The sequence below is a fragment of the Nocardia sp. NPDC058497 genome, from assembly GCF_042720195.1.
In the GTDB taxonomy this organism is placed as follows: Bacteria; Actinomycetota; Actinomycetes; order Mycobacteriales; family Mycobacteriaceae; genus Nocardia.
Genome location: NZ_JBHXMY010000611.1, coordinates 1 through 3,446, shown reverse-complemented (window position 1 = coordinate 3,446; position 3,446 = coordinate 1). Strand labels below are relative to the sequence as shown.

The window sequence follows — 3,446 nt, the reverse complement described above, 5'->3', positions numbered from 1 at the left end:
ACCACACCACGATCCCGGCGCTGAGGGTCGTCGCGATGATCATGATCTCGCTGACCCGGGCACTGACCTTCCTGGCGACGACGCTGGAGAAGCGGCTGCGTTCCCGGCGCAAGAAGGGCGGTGGCACCGTCCTGGCCGCCGATTCGATCGTCACCGACGCCGCTCCCGGCGTCGACATCACCAAGAAATAGCTCGGCGAACACCGCGGGGCCCCGTACGGACCGGGCCCCGCGGTGTTTTTGTGTGTCCGTCTACGCGGTGTAGCGGTAGAACCCCTCTCCCGTGGCGGCGCCGAGCTTGCCCTTGTCGATGTAGTTCTCCTTGAGCCAGGCCGCGAGCTTCTTGTCGGAGTCTCTGCCGCTGATCAGGATGTTGTAGGGGGTGGTCAGGCCGACGATGTCGAGGATCTGGAAGGGGCCCATGGGCGCGCCGGTGGCGATGCGCCAGGTCTCGTCCACGGCGGCGGGTTCGGCGTAGCCGCCTGCGGCGAGCGCGATTCCGGAGTTCAGGAACGGCACCAGCAGGGAGTTGAGGACGTAACCCGCCTTCTCCTTGTGCAATTCGATCGGCACCATGCCGATGGCCCTCGCGAATTCGGCCACCGCGCGGAACACCGCCGGATCGGTCTGCTCGGTGCCCATGACCTCGGCGGTGTTGAACTTCCAGACGTGGTTGGCGAAATGCAGCGCCAGGAACCGGTCGGCGCGGCCGGTGTAGTCGACGATGTCGCTGGGCAGCAGCGTCGAGGAGTTCGTCGCGAAGACGGTGCGTTCGGGCGCGAGCGCACCGAGCTTGCCGTACAGGTCGCGCTTGATCTCGAGTACCTCCGGCACCGCCTCGATGATCAGGTCGGCCTCGGCGGCCGCGGCGGCCAGATCGGCGGTCAGCGTGATGCCCGCCGCGGTCGCTGTGGTGTTGCTCGCGTCGGCGCCCGCCACGTCCTGCTGGTAGATCGTGGCGAGCTCGTCGAAGCGGGTACGGGCGGCGGTGAGCGCCTTGTCGTCGATGTCGTAGGCGGTCACGTCGAACCCGTGGAACGCGGTCTGGAAAGCGATCTGGGATCCGAGCACCCCCGTACCCAGGACGGTCACCTTGCGGAATTCCATGGTCATGCATCCTCCCAGTCGGTTTCCGGTGTCACCACCGCCGTCCATCATGGCCCGGGAAGCTGAGTGCGTGGCGAGAGGCCGGTCACAGTTCGGCACACCGCCGCGGGTGGATCAGCCGACGGTGACCAGTCCCTCGGCGACCATCCAGTCGCGGGCGACGTCGGCCGGTTCGCGACCGCCGATGTCGACCTGGCGGTTGAGCTCGGTGATCACCGCGTTGGTCAGGCGCGCGGAGATGGGCGCCATGATCGAGACGACCTCGGGGTGGGCGTCGGCGAACGGGCCGTGCATGACGAGCGCGGCGTTGTACTTCGGGAAGAAGCCGCGGTCGTCGTCGAGCAGCACCAGATCCAGCGCGGGGATGCGGCCGTCGGTGGCGGCGACCGAGCCGAACCGGCATTGCTCGGCGTCGGCGGTCGCCTGGTAGACGAGCGCGTCCTGGACGATCTGTTTCCGCACCGCGCCGACATCGATGCCGTACTTGCGGGCCATCCCCGGGTAGCCGTCCTGGCGGACGTTGAACTCGGTGCCGACGCAGGTGGCGGCAGCGGCCGGGTCCTTCGCGATCAGGGCCGCGTAGTCCGACAGCGTGCGCACGCCGGTCTCCTCGGCGGTGCGCCTGCTCGCGACCAGGGCGTAGGTGTTGTTCATCGGCGCCATCGCGGCCCACACCATGTCGTGCTCGGCGCGATCGGCGTCGCGGACGAGTTCGAATTGACGCACCTCGTCCGGCTCGGGTGTCTCGTTGCCCAGGTAGTTGATCCAGCCGGTGCCGGTGTAGTCGTAGGCGATGTCGACCTGTCCGTGCAGCTGGGCGTCACGCAGGCTGTTGGAACCCTGGATATTGGTCAGGTCGCGCACATTCGCGCCCGCCGCCGTGAGCGCGAATTCGATCAGATAGCCGAGGATATTGGCCTCGGTGAAGTCCTTGGAGCCCACGGTGACCGCGACCCCGTCGAGGGCGGGCACGGCCACGATGCTGCCCGGCCCCACCGGCAGCGGCACCGAACTGCCCGACTGCAGACCGCAACTCGCGAGCAGCAGCACACCGGCCACGGGCGCGAACCCGCGCAGCCATCGGGTGATCCTCACCGCAACCCCCTCGGTCCGAGGAACTGTTCGGCCAGCGCGCCCAGCCAGTCGACCAGCAAAGCCAGGGCGACGGCGAGCACCGCGCCCACCGTCAAGGTGACGGTGTCGCGCAGTTTGTAGCCGGTGTCGATGAGGATGCCGAGCCCGCCCGCGCTCACCAGGAACGACAGCGTCGCGGTGCCGACGGCCAGCACCAGCGCGGTGCGCAGGCCGGCCAGGATGTAGGGCACCGCGAGCGGGAACTCGATGCGCCGCAACACCTGTACGGCCGACATGCCCTGCCCGCGCCCGGCGTCGATGAGGGCCGGGTCGACCTCTTGGTAGCCGAGGATCGTGTTGCGCAGCACCGGCAGCAGCGAGCAGAACGCGATGGGCGCGACCCCGATCCAGAACCCGGTGGTCCGGGTGACCAGGTAGCACAGCACGATCAGGCCGATCGCGGGCGCCGAGGCGCCGATATTGGCGACGCCGACGAAGATCGGTGCGAGCCTGCGGAATCCGGGCCGGGTGAGCACCGTGCCCAGCGGCACCGCCACCGCGACGACGATGAGCACCACCGCCGCGGTGATCAGGATGTGCTGCCACGTGACCTCGGCGATATTGCCGACGCTGATACTCGCCTGCTGGGTGAGGGTGAGGTCGCGCCGGAACGCCCACACCAGCACACCGACGGTAAGGATCAGCACGATCACCGGCTGGACCAACAGCCGCAGGAATTCGGCACGCCGCTGCGCGGCCGGTGCGGCGACCGCGGCGGGCCTGTCCAGAGTGGTCATGCCTGCACCGTCTCGGCGGGGGCGGCGGCCAGATGGCTGATCAGCGTGTCGACGGTGACCACTCCGGCGAAGGCGCCCACGCTGTCGACGACGACCGCCGAGGCCGTGCGTTCGGTCAGCAGGATCGCGAGGGCGTCCTGCAGGGTGGCTTCGGCGGGCAGCGTGGCCTGGATCGGTGCGCCGAGGTCGCGCAGCGAATCCGCGTGGGCGAGTTCGCTCGCCGGGACCCGGCGCACCGGTCGGCGCTGGGCGTCGAGGACGATGCCCCAGTCCTGTTTCGCAGTGTGCAGGCGGTCGGTCAGATCGGCCGGTGCGGTGTTCTCGGCGACGGCGATGCCCTGGTCCAGGTCGAGGTCGGCGAGGACGGCGAGGCCGAGGCGGTCGATGGTGGCGGTGGCGCCGACGAAACCGGCGACCGTCTCGTCGGCGGGGGCGGCCAGAATCGCCGCGGGGGTGTCGTACTGGAGGA

Annotated in this window: 4 protein-coding genes and 1 pseudogene; 1 reads left to right on the top strand and 4 read right to left on the bottom strand. The window is 69.3% G+C overall.

Annotated elements, in window-relative coordinates; genetic code table 11:
- Window positions 1-191, top strand: a pseudogene (locus ACFWPJ_RS28190) (amino acid ABC transporter permease); the annotation flags it as partial.
- A 60-nt stretch (window positions 192-251) separates the two neighbouring features.
- Here ACFWPJ_RS28190 and ACFWPJ_RS28185 read toward each other — a convergent pair.
- From ACFWPJ_RS28185 to ACFWPJ_RS28170, 4 genes are all read right to left on the bottom strand, one after another.
- Entirely contained in the window at window positions 252-1,112 is an 861-nt protein-coding gene (locus ACFWPJ_RS28185; RefSeq protein WP_378855826.1) for a 3-hydroxyacyl-CoA dehydrogenase, read from the bottom strand.
- Between the two features lie 108 nt (window positions 1,113-1,220).
- Entirely contained in the window at window positions 1,221-2,201 is a 981-nt protein-coding gene (locus ACFWPJ_RS28180) for a glycine betaine ABC transporter substrate-binding protein (protein ID WP_378855824.1), read from the bottom strand.
- Window positions 2,198-2,977 carry an ABC transporter permease gene (locus ACFWPJ_RS28175; protein WP_378855822.1) on the bottom strand — a complete coding sequence of 260 codons (780 nt, stop codon included), beginning with the start codon at window positions 2,975-2,977 and terminating at the stop codon, window positions 2,198-2,200. The genes ACFWPJ_RS28180 and ACFWPJ_RS28175 overlap by 4 nt, the downstream gene beginning before the upstream one ends.
- On the bottom strand, window positions 2,974-3,446 hold a 473-nt coding region (locus tag ACFWPJ_RS28170; RefSeq protein WP_378855820.1), incomplete at its 5' end, for a CBS domain-containing protein. The genes ACFWPJ_RS28170 and ACFWPJ_RS28175, both read right to left, overlap by 4 nt.